Source organism: Streptococcus sp. ALY_208, assembly GCF_058314295.1.
This window is the reverse complement of record NZ_JBZFUI010000001.1, coordinates 221,681-239,650: the sequence shown is the minus strand read 5'-3', so window position 1 is coordinate 239,650 and position 17,970 is coordinate 221,681. Positions and strand designations below refer to the sequence as shown.

16 protein-coding genes and 1 pseudogene are annotated in these 17,970 nt (G+C 39.5%); 3 read left to right on the top strand and 14 right to left on the bottom strand.

Annotation, left to right across the window (positions count from 1 at the left end; all coding sequences use genetic code 11):
* Positions 1-24 precede the first annotated feature (24 nt).
* The 12 genes and pseudogenes from AC4HAI_RS01170 to AC4HAI_RS01115 form a co-directional block, all read right to left on the bottom strand.
* On the bottom strand, positions 25-540 hold the full coding sequence (locus AC4HAI_RS01170; protein WP_491110112.1) for a hypothetical protein: 516 nt from the start codon (positions 538-540) through the stop codon (positions 25-27).
* On the bottom strand, positions 537-1,130 hold the full coding sequence (locus AC4HAI_RS01165) for an ABC transporter ATP-binding protein (protein ID WP_491110111.1): 594 nt from the start codon (positions 1,128-1,130) through the stop codon (positions 537-539). Before AC4HAI_RS01165 ends, AC4HAI_RS01170 begins: the two co-directional genes overlap by 4 nt.
* Entirely contained in the window at positions 1,127-1,606 is a 480-nt protein-coding gene (locus AC4HAI_RS01160; protein WP_491110109.1) for a stage II sporulation protein M, read from the bottom strand. The genes AC4HAI_RS01165 and AC4HAI_RS01160 overlap by 4 nt, the downstream gene beginning before the upstream one ends.
* Positions 1,607-1,612: 6 nt before the next feature.
* Positions 1,613-2,761, bottom strand: coding sequence for a hypothetical protein (locus AC4HAI_RS01155; RefSeq protein WP_491110108.1), 1,149 nt, complete (start codon positions 2,759-2,761; stop codon positions 1,613-1,615).
* A gap of 35 nt (positions 2,762-2,796) precedes the next feature.
* Complete coding sequence (locus tag AC4HAI_RS01150) at positions 2,797-3,084, bottom strand: uberolysin/carnocyclin family circular bacteriocin (protein WP_491110107.1); 288 nt, start codon at positions 3,082-3,084, stop codon at positions 2,797-2,799.
* Positions 3,085-3,361: 277 nt separating this feature from the next.
* Positions 3,362-4,227 (bottom strand): annotated as a pseudogene (locus tag AC4HAI_RS01145) (Rgg/GadR/MutR family transcriptional regulator).
* Positions 4,228-4,568: 341 nt separating this feature from the next.
* A complete protein-coding gene (locus AC4HAI_RS01140) occupies positions 4,569-4,949 on the bottom strand; it encodes a RidA family protein (protein ID WP_491110106.1) in 381 nt (126 codons plus the stop codon).
* Positions 4,950-5,091: 142 nt separating this feature from the next.
* Entirely contained in the window at positions 5,092-6,438 is a 1,347-nt protein-coding gene (gene asnS / locus AC4HAI_RS01135; protein ID WP_491110105.1) for an asparagine--tRNA ligase, read from the bottom strand.
* Positions 6,439-6,540: 102 nt separating this feature from the next.
* Positions 6,541-7,722 carry a pyridoxal phosphate-dependent aminotransferase gene (locus AC4HAI_RS01130; RefSeq protein WP_491110104.1) on the bottom strand — a complete coding sequence of 394 codons (1,182 nt, stop codon included), beginning with the start codon at positions 7,720-7,722 and terminating at the stop codon, positions 6,541-6,543.
* Positions 7,723-7,818: 96 nt separating this feature from the next.
* Positions 7,819-10,290 carry a bifunctional DnaQ family exonuclease/ATP-dependent helicase gene (locus AC4HAI_RS01125; RefSeq protein WP_491110103.1) on the bottom strand — a complete coding sequence of 824 codons (2,472 nt, stop codon included), beginning with the start codon at positions 10,288-10,290 and terminating at the stop codon, positions 7,819-7,821.
* Between the two features lie 84 nt (positions 10,291-10,374).
* A complete protein-coding gene (locus tag AC4HAI_RS01120) occupies positions 10,375-10,653 on the bottom strand; it encodes a rhodanese-like domain-containing protein (protein WP_491078248.1) in 279 nt (92 codons plus the stop codon).
* Between the two features lie 70 nt (positions 10,654-10,723).
* On the bottom strand, positions 10,724-11,488 hold the full coding sequence (locus AC4HAI_RS01115; RefSeq protein WP_491078247.1) for a (S)-acetoin forming diacetyl reductase: 765 nt from the start codon (positions 11,486-11,488) through the stop codon (positions 10,724-10,726).
* Positions 11,489-11,666: 178 nt separating this feature from the next.
* Here AC4HAI_RS01115 and AC4HAI_RS01110 point away from each other — a divergent pair, with 178 nt between their 5' ends.
* Positions 11,667-12,323 (top strand): MBL fold metallo-hydrolase, encoded by a 657-nt coding sequence (locus AC4HAI_RS01110; protein ID WP_491078246.1) that lies wholly within the window; start codon positions 11,667-11,669, stop codon positions 12,321-12,323.
* A 47-nt stretch (positions 12,324-12,370) separates the two neighbouring features.
* Here AC4HAI_RS01110 and AC4HAI_RS01105 read toward each other — a convergent pair whose 3' ends face one another.
* Together AC4HAI_RS01105 and AC4HAI_RS01100 are read right to left on the bottom strand one after the other, a co-directional pair.
* Entirely contained in the window at positions 12,371-15,055 is a 2,685-nt protein-coding gene (locus AC4HAI_RS01105; RefSeq protein WP_491078245.1) for a cation-translocating P-type ATPase, read from the bottom strand.
* 225 nt (positions 15,056-15,280) lie between these two features.
* Positions 15,281-15,670 carry a YwiB family protein gene (locus AC4HAI_RS01100; RefSeq protein WP_491110102.1) on the bottom strand — a complete coding sequence of 130 codons (390 nt, stop codon included), beginning with the start codon at positions 15,668-15,670 and terminating at the stop codon, positions 15,281-15,283.
* A gap of 78 nt (positions 15,671-15,748) precedes the next feature.
* Here AC4HAI_RS01100 and AC4HAI_RS01095 point away from each other — a divergent pair, with 78 nt between their 5' ends.
* Positions 15,749-17,041, top strand: coding sequence for an HD domain-containing protein (locus AC4HAI_RS01095; RefSeq protein WP_491110101.1), 1,293 nt, complete (start codon positions 15,749-15,751; stop codon positions 17,039-17,041).
* Positions 17,042-17,160: 119 nt separating this feature from the next.
* On the top strand, positions 17,161-17,970 hold the full coding sequence (gene yidA, locus AC4HAI_RS01090) for a sugar-phosphatase (protein ID WP_491078242.1): 810 nt from the start codon (positions 17,161-17,163) through the stop codon (positions 17,968-17,970).

Genomic DNA, 17,970 nt, shown 5'->3' with positions numbered 1-17,970 from the left:
TATTGGATTTCTTATAGCTTGTATTTATATACTAAGAATTCCTAAGCCGATTAAAACTAAATTAAGAATATAAAGGAGAAGTTTTATAAAAATAAACATTTTTATCTCAGAAAGCAAAAATTTATCTTTTAGTAAAAAATAAAAAGCTATCAGATTAATAACAGGTATCACAAAAATAATAGTATTTATCGGTATCCAAGCAATTGAAATAGCAAACAAGGCTGTAACATTGGATAGTGTTTCACTCAACAATAAAGAGATAGAAAGCGATACTGTATCCATTTCTTTTTTAAAAAAATAACGATAGGTCATCACTAAAATAAGATAAGTAACCAAATAAATAATTAAACTGACTAAAATAGTTATCAAAATTAGCAATAATACTAGTCCAAAACTACTGATACCAATAATATCTGAAATAGCATCAAGTAAATTTTGAAATAAAATCTTTTTATTGACATACTCAATAGCCAGAAAAATATAGCTGAGTAAATAGGATATCAAAAAAGCGATTCCTGTTAGCTCTCTCTTATTTTTCATTTCACGATCCTACCTTTCTCTAAGGTTAATCTAATAAAATTTTCAGTAGTAACAAGATTATGATCAACAATAAAAATAATAGCCCCCTCGTTTACTCTTTGGTACAATTGGCTATAAATAATCTCATGAGAAGCTTGATCAATATTTGCAAGGCTCTCATCTAAAATGATAACATCCCAAAATCTTTCTATAAAGACTAAAGAGAGACCGACTTTTAATTTCATCCCTAATGAAGCATCCTTAGCTAATGTCTGAAGCTGCTCTTCCGTATACAATTTTTTTAGATCATCAATCTGAGGTATATCTACTTGATACATTTCATGACTAAGATGAATATTTTCTAAAATCGTTAAATACGAGAAGGTGATATCGTGATTTGTTAAATATAAAATATTATGACAATTCTCCTTCACTAACATAGTAGAATCGCTAGGTTTCAAACCTGCTATAAATTCTAGAAGTACGCTCTTACCCGCACCATTACTTCCACTAAACAAATATATATTAGGAGTAAATATATATTCTGGTATATTAAGTGAAAAATGATTATTAATTTTTTGATTAAAACCCACTAATTTAATAAAACTCATCCTAAAGTCCCCTCTATCACAGCAGCAATTACTAAAAGTATGTAGCTCAGTAAATAATAATAGCGGTTATGGTATAAATACTCTACAATACTAACCATTGTTTTTTTCCTAAAAACATATAACAGACATTTAAAGGATAGATAAGAATAAAACAACAAATTAGGAAATTCTAATAAGCTATGAGGAAACAATAATAACATTGTGTCATCAATGCCTAAGATTTGAATTCCTAAAAATACTGTTAATGATAAATAAAAATATTCTATTAATGACAGAATCGGAGATATAGGAAAAAATAGTAAATAAATTAAAAAATTTTTAGTATTATTAACCAAGATTTCTAATATATCTTTTTTCTCTTCTAACATCATATCAGGTGGTGTATCTATTAAACTCGTATTTGAAAATAGAATCATTAAAAAGATCATATAAATAATCCATAAAAGACTCCATGATATAAACTGCTTTAATTTCATTACCCTTTATCCTATTAAATTTCCTAACAAAATCACACTCACAACTAGCATGCTTGAAAGATATTGAAACAAAATTCCATTGTTTTTTTGTCTGGTCAATAACATTTTTTCTTCGCTATAATTATAAAGTAAACCCAAAAATACATTAGCTACTATATCAACCAACATACTTAAAAGTGAAATTTTCGTCATCAATTCTACAATTATAATAGATAGAGTAAGATTGAAAACAATCCACCAACTATCTGACATCATATATCGTTTAATAATATTGATTTTTGAAAACAAAATATGAGCATATCTCGTACTAAAGTTATCAATATGCTTATATTTTTTATCAAGAGATAACTCCAATTCAAATAAAGTTAGAAAGAGAAAGGACTCAACTATTCTTACATGCATAAATCTGTAAAAAAATAATCCTAATAGAACTAAACCAAATGTTGAAAACAATGGTTTAAATTTCTCACTAATAAATCGTTTAATAACTAAATTATAGAAATGAGGAGTCAATTTTAAGTGATACTTTATACGACTTTTGGGATGTCCACGAAAATGATTAATGTCCCTCAGTAAAAAATATAAAACTAATAGATTGATAAATACATATAAAGTTATCACTAACATATCAGGATAAACATATAGAATAGACAGCTGAATAAAACAATATAACAACCCCCAAAACACCTTTTGTTTATCGTTAGAAAGGTAGACAAGTAAATACAATAAAACAATTAAATAAACATTAAAAAAAGCAATTAACAACAAAAATTTATGATTATTGACAATAATAAATATTGGAATATAGAAGTAAGTCAAGCTGAGAAGAGGATTATTTTCCATCAATAAATACAATGCTAAACTTATAGACGCCCTCAATGACACTCTATATGTCTTATAAGCTCTATGATTAAATTCTGATATAATAAGAGGTAAGTTATACCCTAAAACAGTATAAAAAGCTACCAAGTTAACCAATAGGTTAACCCAGTAACTCAATAAACTGGATAAAAATACAATAAGACCAACAACATTTACCGATAAGCACAAAATAGTAACTAGAGTTAGTTTATTGATACCATACTTACGTAACATTCTCCGTTGTGAGTTAAAAGCATGGCTTTGTAAATTTAATAAATGACCAAGTGTTTTCATCTTTTGTATTTTACCCTTTTTATTAAATTTCTAAATCACCATGCAGCAGCGTAGCGTCTTCCATATCTTTTAACAAGTGCTTTAGCACTAGCCAAAACAGCAACGCCAACTCCGCCGCCACCAATGACAGCACTGACAATCCCTACTACAGAACCAACACTACCTGCTGCTGCAACAATATCAATGACCTTCTTAGCTGCATAAGAAGAAATACCCAAAGTTGATGCCAATTGACTAGGAGCAAATAGAGGAGTTACTATAAACACACCGACAACAGTCAATACAGTAATAATTGATAAAAATTGACGATTATTTTTACTCATAAAAAAACCTCCAACTAAAACTAATCATAACTATTTTGTGCTAAGCCCATATTACCATCGAATATTATGATTTCTTATTTTTAACATATATGAAATTATTTTTTTTTTTTTTTGCAGATTTGCAATTCTTTTATACTGAGATTTTTTAGGTATACAATAGCCTTGGGGAGGATAAAGATTATGAAGAAAAAATTCGTATTTATCAGTTTTTGTTTACCAATTGTACTGCTATTACTATAGATAAAAAATGAGCTAGCAAGGGTAGCTCATTTTTTATCTATTTCGATTCCAATAATTCCTTCAAGTTTTTTCTTAAAAATAACGCTACAAGAAGATCTGCCAGCTCCTCCACTTTATTAATAAAAGTTTCTAACTCTTCCACTGTCGTTATACCAGTCTCCATATGGTCGAGAAGTTTTTCATAAAAATCTATATTGATTTTAGTAAAAGTATCTTGAAACCGTAACAATCTTCGTAAATGATTGATAAAAAATTTTGTATAATAAAATTCTCGTCGTTCCAACAGCACTAACACTAAGTTTTGAAGAGCTTGTTGTGATAGTAACTTATGACTCTGTAGTGAACGATATAACTGATCACGTTCCACGAAGGCCTTTCCTAAGAATATGAGGTCTTCATTACTCAAAGCCGTCATAGTATTACCAAATATATAAACTTCATAGGTTGTCCACTCCTCAATGGCATATAAATAGTTAACTAGCAATTTCTTCTCTTCATCGGGATGTTATATTCCTTATCTAGATTGAAAATGGCAACCTTTATGGCTAATTTATTCAATCGATTGTATATATCATAAACTTCATCACCATCAATAACATTTATCAGAGCTTTTAATCCCTCAATATCCTGCTGATTATACAATTGTTCAAACTGCTTAGATCGCTGCATATAAACAGTCTCCTGGTAGTGATTAGTCGCATAGCTAAACTCTGGGAAAGTCATATGTATTCCCTCAATAGCTAGCAAGAGTTTATCTGCTGTTAACATGGTTTGTCCATTCTCAAATCTAGATAGCTGGGACAAGGACAGATTTTCCCTAGCGATATCCTTTAGTTTTAGTCCACGTGCTATTCGAAGATCACGGTATAGCTCACCTAACTGCATTAATTCCTTGTGATTCATGTGCTTACCTCCTATAGCCCATTAGGATAGCCAAATTATAACAAATACTCCTATGTTTTATTGTGCTTTGTCCTGAATGGTATTTATTTTACCCTGAACGGTTAACTCACTTATATAATATTGAAATAGCTCATTAAAGTCCAAAGAATTGAACCTAAAAAAGGAAGCCTAATCAATAGACTTCCTTTCCTTATTGGTAACGTATCTCAAAGTTATAGTCCCTTTCAAGGATGAGCAAAACACAATCTAGAACTAGAGACTATCTTACAATTAAAAACAGGAAATGATGAAAAAAACAAGTGCAGTTCAATAAAGACAATCACTTGTTTTTTGAAACTTTTTCATTTTAGATAAGCAATGACTTCGATTTCGACTTTGACGTCCTTTGGAAGGCGGGCAACTTCCACAGCTGAACGAGCTGGAAACTCTTTTTCAAATGCAGTAGCATAAACTTGATTAAAAGCGACAAAATCATTCATATCACTGAGAAAACAAGTTGTTTTAACGACATGGTCAAAATCTGTACCAGCCGCTGCTAAAATAGCAGTGATATTTTTTAAGACCTGTTTTGTCTGCTCTTCAATGGTTACACCAACAATTTCTCCTGTTTCTGGTGACAGAGGAACTTGCCCAGATGCGAAAATAAAATCTCCTACTTGCTTGGCCTGCACATAGGGTCCGATAGCTTCAGGAGCTTGATCAGTATGAATCGTTTTTGCCATAATTGGTCTCCTTATTGTTTATGCTTCCTAGTATAACAAAATTATCAGAAAATTGAAACATTAGATCAAAAACAAAATCCACCTTACCAGATTAAGGTGGATGAGGGGCTTCAGCTAACCCCAAATGATAACAAGATGAGGGTTATGGCTTGATTCTGTGAAGCATGCGTGGGAATGGAATAGCTTCACGGATATGCTTGGTACCTGCTACAAAGGTAACCATACGCTCTATCCCAATACCAAATCCTCCATGTGGCACTGAACCATACTTACGAAGATCCAGATAAAACTCATACTCTGACTTATCCATGCCTAATTCGTCCATTTTAGCCACAAGAGTATCGTAGTCATCCTCACGCATAGAACCACCGATAATTTCTCCATAGCCTTCTGGTGCCAAGAGATCAGCACAGAGTACACGCTCTGGATTTCCCGGTACCGGCTTCATGTAGAAAGCTTTAAAACTTGCTGGATAGTTGACGACAAAGGTTGGCACACCAAAGTAGTTGGAAATCCATGTTTCATGCGGTGAGCCAAAATCATCACCGTGCTTGATAGGCTCATAATCAGCATCCTCATCATTTTCATGAGCCTGCAAGAGATCAATCGCTTCATCATAGGGTACACGCTTAAACGGCTGATCGATATAACTCTTGAGCAAGGCAACATCACGCTCTAAAATCTCAAGGGCTTGTGGTGCACGGTCTAAAACCCCTTGAATGAGAGCTTTGACATAAGCCTCTTGAAGATCGAGTGACTCATCATGTGACAAGAAGGCATACTCAGCATCCATCATCCAAAATTCCGTCAAATGACGACGTGTTTTAGATTTTTCAGCACGAAAGACCGGCCCAAAGTCAAAGACACGCCCCAGTGCCATAGCACCTGCTTCAAGGTATAACTGACCAGATTGGCTCAGGAAAGCAGGTGTGCCAAAGTAGTCTGTTTCAAAGAGTTCTGTTGAATCTTCAGCTGCATTTCCAGACAAAATCGGACTATCAAACTTGATGAAGCCATTCTTATCAAAGAAGTCATAAGTTGCATAGATAATGGCATTACGGATTTGCATGATGGCCATTTGCTTACGAGAACGAAGCCAAAGATGGCGATTATCCATGAGGAAGTCTGTTCCGTGCTCCTTCGGTGTGATCGGATAGTCTTGTGACTCCCCAATGACTTTGATATCTGTAATATCCAGTTCATAACCAAATTTTGAACGCTCATCTTCCTTGACAATACCCGTCACATAGACAGACGTTTCCTGACTCAGATGACGAATCGTCGTGAACTTTTCAGTTCCTTCTTCTTCACCATACTTATCAATAAAATTAGGCTTGAAAGCGACACCTTGAAAAAAAGCTGTTCCATCACGCAACTGAAGGAAGGCAATTTTCCCTTTACCAGACTTGTTAGCTACCCAAGCACCGATCTTGATTTCCTCACCAAGATGCTTAGGAACATCAATAATACTTACTAATGGTTTAGACATAAATTCTCTCATTTCTGTTTACTTTTTTATGATATTTCATGGCTGTCATCACCTAGATGAACAGGCCATCAACTACGATAATAATCCCTTAGCTCTCGCCCTCTAAGATGTCATATAGATCTTGAGACGATGCACGGCTTCTTTGAGGGTCTCCATATCGGTTGCATAGCTCATGCGAACATTCTCAGGCGCACCAAACCCATCCCCTGTCACCAAGGCAACCCCAGTTTCCTCAAGGATAGCCGAAGTAAAGGCAGTAACATCTGTAAAGCCCTTAATAGCCATAGCTTCCTTGACATTAGGAAAAAGATAAAAAGCTCCCTGCGGCTTCACAACTGTAAAACCTGGCACATCATTTAACAAGGGATAAATCGTGTTGAGACGATCTTCAAAGGCCTGGCGCATCGTTTCAACGCTGGATTGATCACCAGTGAAAGCTTCAATAGCAGCGTACTGAGCAACAGTTGTCAGATTAGAAGTCGTTTGACCAATGATTTTTCCCATAGCAGCAATAATCTCAGGATTGCCAACCGCAAAACCAACACGCCATCCAGTCATAGCATAAGCCTTAGCTACTCCATTAACAACTATCGTTTGCTGGCGTATTTTCTCAGATAAAGTTGATATAGGAGTAAACTCAGCTCCATTGTAGACCAGACGTCCATAAATATCATCGGCTAAGATAAGAATATCATGCGCAACCGCCCAGTCACCAATAGCCTTAAGCTCCTGCGCCGTATAAATCATACCAGTCGGATTGGATGGAGAATTGATCAAAAGCACCTTCGTCCTATCAGTACGGGCTGCTTCAAGATCTGAAACACTTACCTTAAAATGATTAGCTTCTATGGCTTGGACAAAAACAGGTCTCCCCTGAGCCATCTCGACCTGATCACTATAAGACACCCAGTAAGGTCTAGGAATAATGACCTCATCACCTGGATTTAACACTGCCATAAAAAAAGAATAGAGGATAAATTTAGCTCCTGTTGCTGCGACAACCTGATTGGGATCAACAGAGTAGCCATAAAATTTTTCCATATAACTAGCGATAGCGGCCTTGAGTTCAGGTAAACCAGAAGCGACCGTGTAAAAGGAGGCACGTCCTTCTCGAATAGACGTAATAGCCGCATCCTGAATATTTTTAGGCGTTACAAAATCCGGCTCTCCTAGCGTCAGACTGAGGATATCCCGTCCTTGTTCTTTCAGCTGCTTGGCCTTAGCACTGGCTGCCAAGGTCACACTTTCTTTCATATCCAAAACCCGCTGTGATAAATACGTCATCCTTCTCCCTCTCTCACCTGATCCATCTAGCTTTACAACCCCCCCAATTATCCATTCACTAGGCAGCTCTCCTAGAATAGTTGCCATTTCATTATATCAAATATTTTTAAAAAATTGCGCCATTTCTGGCAAGATTTCCTCTAAATGACCTGCTTTAAGCTCATAGGACTGACCTAGAGAGGCTTGTATCAGCGAACCATAATCTTTCGTTAATAGTCGATTATCAAGAATAAGAACAGCAGATCTCTGATGGTTTCTGCGCTTAGTCCGCCCGATAGCCTGCTTAATCCGCAAGATAGCCAGCGGCAGCGTGTAATCATAAAAGGGATTGTAGCCTTGATGACTTAACTGGTGATGGAGCTTTTTACTAAAAGGATCAACAGGATTATCAAAAGGAATACGGGTAATCACCTCAATGAGCTGATCTTGATTAGCAAAATCAACCCCTTCCCAAAAGGAACCTGCTCCTAAAATCATTGAGCTTTCCCCTCTGTCAAAACGACGCTTAATATTGGCCGCTGAGCCATTTTTATCCTGACAAAGATGAGATAAGGAAGCCTGATCCAACCTTTCAGAAACAGCCTGCATCAACTTTTTAGCATTAAACAAGACAATGATAGGACGGCCAAGCTGACTTATGGCACGAAGGCGCTCAACAATAGCCTGCGCATAGGCACTCTGTGATAAGTCCTTGATAGGAGGCATGCTAGAGTCAATCCAAATTTCTTGCTGCCTTTCTTTTTCATGCGGCAAACTCGTCTGGGTATAGCGATCAAAGCCAAGTAATTGGGGTAGAGCAATACGCTCACTAATATCTAAAGTTGCTGATACAAAAAAAGTCTTGGCTGTACTGGGTAAAAAAGTACTGAAGTTCATAAAATCCAAACGGGCACTATTTAAATAAGTCACACGATGATCCTGATACTCTTCCTGACTAACCCAAACATTGGGATAGCTAGGAAGCAAGGCCTCTTTCAAGGGAGCCAGCTCTGGACTATCTAGCTCCTCGAGATCCAGACGTATCTGCTGGATACGCTCCATAGCGACATCGGCCTGATTCTTTTTATGAAAATCAAGACTGATCTGTGACAATTCAAACTGCAAACTCTCTAAGAGACGCATTTCCAACTGGCTGTGGCTGTGACCCAAGCGACTATGCAGATCTTTTACAGTTTTGGTCAGATCAACTTGCCTCCTTGAAAACTGCTCCATAGCCAAGAAGAGTTTCTGAGCCTCATCAATGACCAAATACTGCCCTTTTACAAATTCCTTATCATCTTCTACCCGTGTTAAGAAATAAGCATGATTAGTAATAACGATTTTGGCCTGTTGGGAACGCCTATAGGAACGATTCCAAAAATCTTGCTCCCAAAACAGCGAACTAGCTTCGAGCTTACCATCATGCTTGATCTGATCAAAAAACGCTTGGTAGCGCTGCTTTTGCTGAATCTCATCCAAATCACCAGTCTCAGTCTGCGTCAGCCATACTAAGAGCTGCATCTTATAACGATTGAAAAGACGATTACTATCTTCCCTTTCTAAACAATCATAAAAAGCATCCAGCTTGATATAGTTAGCAGGCCCCTTCAAACTATGGCTCGAAATATGGAAGACCTCTGCTAACCGCTTAGCTTCCTGTGCCATAATTTGATCCTGCAAAATCTTAGTGGGAACGCTGACGATGATGCGCCCTTGCTTAGCTCCAGCTAATAAGGGTAAAAGATAACCATAGGTCTTGCCAATACCTGCTCTAGCCTGAACGAAGTGAGGCAATTCCCCTTCCAGATGATCCCTAATATCCTGAGCAAAAAGAACTTGCTCTGCTCTAGCATCCAAATCAAGCAAGGCCAAATTCGTCTCAAAATCATCAGAAACCTGTCTTTCTGATAAAAGAGCTTCCTCTGCTCTTAAAACAAGATTGCCAACTTCCACATAGCCCCTAGGAAGCTGGGGGGACATCTCTTGATAAACTTCATCAATTAATAAGCGAGATTCATAGAGTAGGTGATCCGCAAAATCCAAGAGTTTTGCGATCGTCAAACGTGGTAAGCTACCAATCCGTTCCCTAATTTTTAAAAGCAACTGAGCTGTAGCATGGGCATCTGCAATAGCAGTGTGAGCCTGCCTCAAGTCCAGACCAAGATAATGGGATAAATCCGTCAACCGATAGCGTTCCAGGGTTGGAAAGAAAACTTGAGATAGTTCTACTGTATCTACCCTTGGATTCCTCAGCTCGAAGCCTTCCAGAAAAAGCTGTTCTGCCAAAAGATTAGCATCAAATTTAACGTTATGGGCAACAAAAATACAGCCATCGAGTAGTTCATAAACCTCCTGAGCAATTTGAGAAAAATCCGGAGCTTGGGCCAATTGCTCATCTGTAATACCAGTCAAATTAATAATATGCTCGCTCAAGGGTTCATGGGGATTAACATCAGACTCATACGTCTGGATAATATCCCCGTCTTCTACGACAACAATACCGATCTGGATAATCTGTGCCCTAGCTGAAGTTCCAGTTGCTTCTAGATCGACAACAGCATATTTGTTTGCTTTTTTCTTGTCTGTCATAATAATCTCATTATACCAAAAATACCCCTAGCTAAAAAGCAGGGGCCCCTTAAAATATCTTAGGGAAATAAGAGCTCATTGCTACTAAATAATGTCAAATCCCATAGCTTCCAGATCATCTAAGGCGCCTAAATTAGTAACCTTTTGATAACCCTTAGCTTCTAAAATTTGCTTGGCTTGCTCAGCACGACCACCAGCAGCACAGTGAATGAAAATGGCCTGATCCTTATCACCTAAATCTGCCTCTGCCAAATCTCCCAGTGAGATAAGTTGGCTCTGCTCTACATGAGCGTCATCATACTCTGCCTTACTTCGCACATCAATGAGCTTTGCTCCTTGAGCTAATTCTTCAAATACTGACATCATGCCCTCCTTTTTATCGCTTATTTTATTATACTAAAAAAGCTGGACTTACCAGCTTTTCTAACCTCGATTAGTGGAATTGCATACCACCATCTACAATGATTGTTTGACCAGTGATGTAGTTTGAATCTGGACCTGCTAGGAAAGAAACAGCATTAGCTACATCTTCTGGCTCAGATAAGCGCTTGAGGGTAATATCTTTAGCAAAGGTTTGCATACCCCATTCGTCGTCCTTACCAGCATTTTTACCGACTTCATGAGCAATATCATACATCATAGGTGTCTTAACAATTCCCGGTGCGTAAGCATTAACTGTAATGCCTTGATCTGCTAAATCACGAGCCAATGTCTGCGTAATACCACGGACAGCAAACTTAGTCCCACCGTAGATGGTCAAGTTAGGATTTCCCACGACACCAGCCTGCGACGTAGCATTAATAATCTTACCACCGTGTCCTAGGCGTTTGAAAATCTTTTGAGCTGCCTGAGCTCCCCAGATCACACCACCAACATTGATAGCAAAGGTGCGTTCAAAAGTTTCTGGGGTAATAGTATCCAGAGGAGTTGTAGGAGCCACACCAGCATTATTAACAACGACATTAAGATCACCAAAATGTGCCACAACTTTTTCAAAAGCTGCCTCAACTTGTTCTTGCTTGGATACATCTGCCACAACAGCCAAAGCATCCTCAGCTGATAGCTGGGCAACAGCCGCCTGGGCTGTTTCTTCATTATAATCTAAAATACCAACCTTGAATCCATCTGCATGCAGACGCTTAGCGATTGCAAAACCAATCCCTTGACCAGCACCAGTAACAATAGCAACTTTTGACATAATAATAACCTCCAATTTTCTTATGGGATCTATTATAGACCTCTCACTTTGATTATGCAAGCGTTTTCTTGATTTTGACAACTGTCCTTTTCCAATCGCACTAGAAAGCATCTTGTGTCTTTCTGCTAGCTTTTTAATAAAGGTAAGCTATAATAGCAGTAAATAAGGAGGTCACAAGATGAAAATTGATGTCATTAGAAATACTGTCGCAGCTGAAAACACCTATATTCTAGAAAATAAACAAGCTCTTTTAGTCATCGACCCAGGCAGCAATACCAGTCAGATCATTGACAAACTGACCAGTTTAAACAAACCAGTTGCTGCCATTTTACTGACACATGCCCATTATGATCATATTATGAGCGTGGATGCTGTACGAGATCATTTTCACTCTCCACTGGTTTATATTTCTGAAAAAGAGGCCAGCTGGCTAACCAGTCCCCTTGATAACTTATCCGGTCTGCCCCGCCATGCTGATATGCCAGATGTTACTGCTAGAGCCGCTGACAAGTACTATCACATTGGACAAACTTACCATCTAGCTAATTTTCACTTCCAAGTGGTCGAAACACCCGGACATTCCTGGGGTAGTGTGTCTCTTATCTTCCCAGAACAAGAACTCGTCTTTTCCGGAGATGCCCTTTTTTGTGAGACTATCGGACGAACAGACCTCCCTACTGGTAACAAAGAGCAGCTCCTCACTAGCATCAAAACACAGTTGTTCACTCTCCCCAATCACTATCAAGTCTATCCAGGACATGGTTTAGATACTACGATCGGTCACGAAAAAAGTTTCAATCCTTTCTTTATTTTAAAAAACCCAACCAGCTCTTAGGAGCTGGTTGGGTTTTTATCATCTAAATTGTATGGCTACAGTATTCCTTAGATAGCATTTTTATCCTTGCCAAGAGCACGTTGAATAACCTTGATAAACTCTACAATAACTAGCATAAGAACACTACCAACAATAACAGCTAACCACTGAGTTGCGCTGAGATGCGCAACATGAAAGAGACTGTTAAAGCCTGGTACTACAATGGTCACCATCAAAAGGATGAAGGCCACTGGAATAGCCCAATTAAAGGTCTTGTTTTTGAAAAAACCTACGGTAAAGATGGATTGATAAACAGACTTAACATTATAGGCATGTACCAGCTGAATCAAGCCAAGGGTCGCAAAGGCCATGGTTAAAGCATCTGCATGAATGGCTTTATCTCCCGCATGCTCAGGGAAATTGATCCCAAAAGCGTAGACACCCAATACCAAAATCGTTTGAAGAACACCTTGGTAGAGCACTGCGCTTAGAACACCGCCATTAAAGAAATTGGACTGGCGACCCCTAGGTTTATGACTCATAATACCAGGCTCTGGCGGCTCAACACCAAGTGCAATAGCTGGAAGACTATCAGTCACTAGATTAATCCATAAAAGATGGACTGGCTGTAAGACATCCCAACCAAGCAAGGTTGCAAAGAAAATCGTTAAGACTTCTGCCATATTGGCCGAAAGAAGGTACTGAATAGATTTTTGGATATTTGAGAAAATCTTACGCCCCTCTTCAACAGCAACAATGATGGTTGCAAAGTTATCGTCTGCAAGAACCATGTCAGATGCGCCTTTAGACACCTCGGTACCTGTGATTCCCATACCGATCCCAATATCAGCTGTTTTAAGGGATGGCGCATCATTAACCCCATCACCAGTCATAGCAACAACCTTACCATCATTTTGCCAAGCCTTGACGATACGGACCTTATGCTCAGGCGAAACACGCGCATAAACAGAATATTGTTTGAAGACCTGCTGGAATTGATCATCGGACATCTCATCAAGTTCAGCCCCAGTCAGGACATGGTCCTCAGCATCCCCTTCGTCGATAATTCCCAAGCGCTTAGCAATGGCTTCAGCTGTATCTTGGTGATCCCCTGTGATCATGATCGGACGAATGCCTGCTTCCTTAGCAACCTCAACAGCTTGAGCTGCTTCTGGACGCTCAGGATCAATCATTCCCACTAAACCAGCAAAGATCAATTCAGATTCGACAGTTTCCGTTTCCATAGTTGGAATCTGAGGAACCCTCTTATAAGCCATCATAAGAACTCGAAGAGCTTGCTTGGCCATATCCTTATTAGTCGCTAAGATAGCTTCTTTATCGGCTTGCGTAATCGGACGAACGCTTCCCTTATCCTCAATCTGTGTAATGCGCTTGAGCAACTGATCAGGAGCCCCTTTGACCGCAACAAAGTAAGTCCCATCGCCTTGCTCATGAACAGTCGTCATAAGCTTGCGTTCAGAATCAAATGGCAGCTCTGCCACACGAGGTTCTGATTTGAGTATTTCTCTAACATCAAAATTATGATCAAGCCCAAATTGCACCAAAGCCGTCTCAGTTGGATCCCCTAGAAGTTTACCATCAGGGTCCACCTTGGTATCATTGGCAAAATTCATAATACGCAAGACATTGTTCCCAGCAGCAAGCTCAGTCGAGGCTCCCTGTAACTCACCATTGAAATAAATTTTTTCAACAGTCATCTGGTTCATGGTCAAGGTTCCGGTCTTGTCAGATGCGATAATCTCAGTTGACCCCAGTGTTTCCACAGCAGGAAGTTTACGAACAATCGAATGACGTTTAGCCAGGGCCGTTGTCCCCATAGATAGGACAATCGTCACAATAGCAGGAAGTCCTTCCGGAATAGCAGCCACCGCCAAAGCAACCGCAATCATCAAGCCATCAAGAGGTGACTCTTTTTGAACAAAAACACCAACTAAAAAGGTGATCAAAGCCACAACAATGACCATATAGGTCAAAACTTTAGACAGCTGCTCCATACTTTGTTTAAGTGGAGTTTGCGTCTCATCAGCATTAGCCAGCATATCTGCAATTTTACCAACCTCAGTAAACATCCCTGTATTGGTAATAACCCCAGATCCACGACCATAGGTGACATTAGAGTTCTGATAGCCCATATTAAGACGATCGCCAATCCCTGCATCAGCAGCAAGCTCTACCGAGATATTTTTATCAACTGGCACCGACTCACCCGTAAGAGCAGCCTCTTCAATTTTCAAAGAAGCAGCCTCCAAAAGGCGCATATCCGCTGGCACAACATCACCAGCTTCTAGCAGAACAATATCCCCAGGAACTAATTCCTTAGAATCAATCTCAATAACATGACCATCACGACGAACACGCGCCATGGGGCTGGACATATCCTTAAGAGCTTCAATAGCTGCTTCTGCCTGTCCCTCTTGATACACACCAAAACCAGCATTAAGCACGACAACCGCCAAAATTATCAAGGCATCCGTCACACCATGTGCTCCCTCTGCCATGACGGATAAGACTGCTGCTACTAGCAAAATAATAATCATCAAATCCTTAAACTGATCGATAAACTTAGCTAGCAGACCACGCTTCTCACCCTCATCTAGCTCATTGCGACCATATGCTTCCAAGCGCTCCTTTGCCTGGGCGCTAGTCAAGCCATCCCTCGACGTTTCTAGAGCTTTTAGGACATCGTCTTCAGCTTGAGTATAGTAAGCTAATTTTTTCTGTTCTTTAGCCAAAATAGTCTCCTTTTCTAGTCTCCCTTATCACAAAATAAAAGAGACCTGTTCATATTAAACAAGTCTCGCCGTTTAAGTCAGTGCCGGAAATTGCTTTCGTATTGACGACACTGACACAGACCCTATCATCACTAAGTAAGTATGATAAGCACTGTCCGCTACTCCCTTGATCGCTATCCATTATACTAAAAAGCCAAGCAGTTGACAACGATTTTGAGGCCTATATCAGCGCCAAGTAATGATCATTTTGTAGGATGCCAAGGGGTCAAGACTGTCAGGAGCACTGAGAAGATCATAAGTCAAACTCAACTTTTGATGAGACAGGTCCAGATTATATTTGAAAGTTTGAGTCACCAAGCGCTGAACACCCAATGGTGTAGGAATACTAGCAACATTTAAATCACCTTGCGTGAAACGCATGCTAGACTTTGGTGTTGAAAAACGATTCATCACCAGCTCCTCGTCACTCATTTTCAAAACGACCTTCTCACCATCTTGATTGATATAAACCAGATAATGGCAATCAGCTTTTACAGTCCACTGACCTTCATGAATTTCATTGATAATCTCCGTCTCACCTGCCATTTGAATGGTATTATGAATATGGATTTTCATAGGAATATCTCCTCTTTTTTTCGCTCTAATATTCTACCAATTTCAACCCAAATAAGCAATTTTTGATATACTAGAGCCATGAAAGAAAAAATTTTTCGAGATCCCGTTCACAACTATATTTCTGTCACAGATCCATTGATCTATGATCTGATTAATACACATGAATTTCAGCGTCTCCGTAGGATCAAACAGTTAGCAACAACTAGCTATACCTTCCATGGAGCTGAACACAATCGTTTTTCTCACTGTCTAGGTGTCTACCATATCACCAAACGCATTATTGAGCGTTTTGAAACCTTCTATCCTGACCGATGGAAAAGTGAAGACAGTCAGCTGGCTATGACTGCAGCCCTGCTCCATGACCTAGGACACGGAGCCTATTCTCACACCTTTGAGCGCCTTTTTGACACCGATCATGAGGCTGTAACACAGGATATTATCACTAATCCTAACACTCAGATCAATGCGGTATTACGCCGAGTATCACCTGATTTTCCAGACAAGGTAGCCAGTGTCATCAACCACACCTATCCCAACAAACAGGTCGAACAGCTCATCTCCAGTCAAATCGACAGTGACCGTATGGATTATCTCCTGCGTGATGCCTATTATACTGGCGCTAGCTACGGTCAATTTGATCTGACTCGTATTTTAAGCGTTATACGCCCCCACGGCAATGGAATTGCTTTTACCATCAATGGTACCCATGCCATCGAAGATTATCTTGTCAGTCGATATCAGATGTACATGCAGGTCTACTTTCACCCTGCTAGCCGCGCCATGGAAGTCCTCTTACAAAATCTTCTCAAGCGTGCCAAAGTGCTCTATCCAAAGAACAGTACCTACTTCCAGAAAACTTCTCCCTGCCTTATTCCTTTTTTCGAGCAGAACTATACTTTGAGCGACTACTTAAGGCTGGACGATGGTGTCATGAATACCTACTTCCAAAGCTGGATGTTGGCAGACGATGCCATTCTTGCAGATTTAGCCAGCCGCTTCATCAACCGTAAACCTTTTAAATCCGTTATCATCACAAAGGATAGCCAAACTTCCCTGAGCCAACTGCGCCAGATGATCTCAGCAATCGGATATGACGCTGATTATTACACAACTGAGCACAAAAACTTTGATCTTCCTTACGATATCTACAGACCTGAGAAGGAAAATCCACGTACTCAAATCGAGCTGCTCCAAAAAGATGGTAGCCTAAAAGAGCTTAGCCAAGAATCAGCCTTGGTCAAATCTCTAACCGGCACCATTCACGGCGATTATCGCTTCTATTTTCCTGCGGAAATGCTAGTAGCTGATGACCTCTTTCAAGCTGAGAAAGAAATTTTCCTCAGTCACATCAAGAATGACTACCTTCTCTAGACAAGTCCTGCCATGACATTTGGCAGGATTTTTAGTATCATAGTAACTGAGATTTTAGGCCTATAAGGGCTATTTTTCATGCGATTTACGTATATACGTAATACCTATAAGGAGATATTATGTCAATTAAACTCGTTGCCGTAGATATAGACGGTACATTGGTCAATAGTGATCGCCAAATTACCAAGGACGTCTTTAATGCTGTACAGGAGGCCAAGGCTGCTGGAGTCAAGATTGTCATCACGACTGGACGGCCTATCGCTGGGGTGAAAAGTCTGCTTGAGCAACTCAAGCTCAATGAACCGGGCAACTATGTCATTACTTTCAACGGTGGTCTAGTGCAAGAAACTGCAACAGGTAAAGAGCTGTTGATCGATGCCCTGTCCTACGAGGATTATCTGGACATCGAAAGTCTAGCCAACAAACTCGGAGTCCATTCACACGCTATTGATAAGAATGGTATCTTCACAAGCAACCGTAATATTGGCAAATACACTGTTCACGAATCCACCCTGGTCGATATGCCCATCTTCTATCGAACACCCGAGGAACTATCGAGCAAGTCCTTTGTTAAAGCCATGTATATCGATGAGCCAGATCTTTTAGATGCTGCTATCGAAAAGATCCCAGCTGAGTTCTACGAACGCTTTACGATTGTAAAGTCCCGCCCCTTCTATCTAGAGCTGCTCAATAAAACCTCTAGTAAGGGAGAAGCTGTTAAACACCTAGCACAGCACCTAGGTCTGAGCATGGAAGAAACCATGGCTATCGGTGACGAGGAAAATGACCGTGCCATGCTGGAGGTTGTAGGGACTCCCATCGTCATGGCAAATGGTAACCCTGAACTCAAAAAAATCGCCAAGCACATCACTAAAACAAACGATGAATCTGGCGTTGCTTACGCCATTAGAAAGTGGGTATTAGACTAA

Excerpts from the sequence above, each read along its gene's own strand:
- AC4HAI_RS01100 (WP_491110102.1), bottom strand. The coding sequence starts at position 15,670 with ATGAAAATCCATATTCATAATACCATTCAAATGGCAGGTGAGACGGAG.
- AC4HAI_RS01110 (WP_491078246.1), top strand. The coding sequence starts at position 11,667 with ATGAAAATTGATGTCATTAGAAATACTGTCGCAGCTGAAAACACCTAT.
- AC4HAI_RS01170 (WP_491110112.1), bottom strand. The coding sequence starts at position 540 with ATGAAAAATAAGAGAGAGCTAACAGGAATCGCTTTTTTGATATCCTAT.
- AC4HAI_RS01160 (WP_491110109.1), bottom strand. The coding sequence starts at position 1,606 with ATGAAATTAAAGCAGTTTATATCATGGAGTCTTTTATGGATTATTTAT.
- yidA (WP_491078242.1), top strand. The coding sequence starts at position 17,161 with ATGTCAATTAAACTCGTTGCCGTAGATATAGACGGTACATTGGTCAAT.
- AC4HAI_RS01140 (WP_491110106.1), bottom strand. The coding sequence starts at position 4,949 with ATGGCAAAAACGATTCATACTGATCAAGCTCCTGAAGCTATCGGACCC.
- AC4HAI_RS01165 (WP_491110111.1), bottom strand. The coding sequence starts at position 1,130 with ATGAGTTTTATTAAATTAGTGGGTTTTAATCAAAAAATTAATAATCAT.
- AC4HAI_RS01155 (WP_491110108.1), bottom strand. The coding sequence starts at position 2,761 with ATGAAAACACTTGGTCATTTATTAAATTTACAAAGCCATGCTTTTAAC.
- asnS (WP_491110105.1), bottom strand. The coding sequence starts at position 6,438 with ATGTCTAAACCATTAGTAAGTATTATTGATGTTCCTAAGCATCTTGGT.
- AC4HAI_RS01115 (WP_491078247.1), bottom strand. The coding sequence starts at position 11,488 with ATGTCAAAAGTTGCTATTGTTACTGGTGCTGGTCAAGGGATTGGTTTT.
- AC4HAI_RS01130 (WP_491110104.1), bottom strand. The coding sequence starts at position 7,722 with ATGACGTATTTATCACAGCGGGTTTTGGATATGAAAGAAAGTGTGACC.
- AC4HAI_RS01125 (WP_491110103.1), bottom strand. The coding sequence starts at position 10,290 with ATGACAGACAAGAAAAAAGCAAACAAATATGCTGTTGTCGATCTAGAA.
- AC4HAI_RS01150 (WP_491110107.1), bottom strand. The coding sequence starts at position 3,084 with ATGAGTAAAAATAATCGTCAATTTTTATCAATTATTACTGTATTGACT.
- AC4HAI_RS01095 (WP_491110101.1), top strand. The coding sequence starts at position 15,749 with ATGAAAGAAAAAATTTTTCGAGATCCCGTTCACAACTATATTTCTGTC.
- AC4HAI_RS01120 (WP_491078248.1), bottom strand. The coding sequence starts at position 10,653 with ATGTCAGTATTTGAAGAATTAGCTCAAGGAGCAAAGCTCATTGATGTG.